Origin of the sequence: Methylobacterium oryzihabitans, assembly GCF_004004555.2 — a bacterium.
Taxonomy (GTDB): Bacteria; Pseudomonadota; Alphaproteobacteria; order Rhizobiales; family Beijerinckiaceae; genus Methylobacterium; species Methylobacterium oryzihabitans.
In genome coordinates this window covers 1-494 of sequence record NZ_SACP01000123.1, presented here as the reverse complement: position 1 = coordinate 494, position 494 = coordinate 1, and the positions used below count along the sequence as shown (strand labels likewise).

At 55.7% G+C, this 494-nt stretch carries 1 protein-coding gene; it reads left to right on the top strand.

Features of this window, described 5'->3' with window-relative positions:
* On the top strand, positions 1-339 hold a 339-nt coding region (locus EOE48_RS28655; RefSeq protein WP_484213853.1), incomplete at its 5' end, for an RNA polymerase factor sigma-54.
* Positions 340-494 lie beyond the last annotated feature (155 nt).

Genomic DNA, 494 nt, shown 5'->3' with positions numbered 1-494 from the left:
GTGCTGCATGACATTGCCGAAGCGGTGGGGATGCACGAGTCGACCATTTCGCGGGTTACCACGCAAAAGTACATGCACACACCGCGTGGCATCTACGAACTGAAATACTTTTTCTCCAGCCACGTCAGCACCTCCGAAGGCGGAGAATGCTCGTCCACGGCGATTCGCGCGATCATCAAGAAACTGGTTGCGGCTGAAAATCAGAAAAAGCCATTGAGTGACAGCAAGATCGCTGGTTTACTGGAGGCACAAGGCATCCAGGTAGCCCGTCGCACCGTCGCCAAGTACCGCGAGTCCCTCGGCATCGCACCGTCGAGCGAGCGCAAGCGACTGATGTAGCCCCTGAGATGAGCCACAGCGTTTGTGGGGCAGGTGCGAGACCTGCCTCTTTATGCACGGGCAACAAAGGAGAAGCTGTATGCAAGTCAATATCAGTGGACAGCATGTAGAAGTCACCCCACCGCTGCGTGATTATGTGGAGCAGAAGCTCAAAC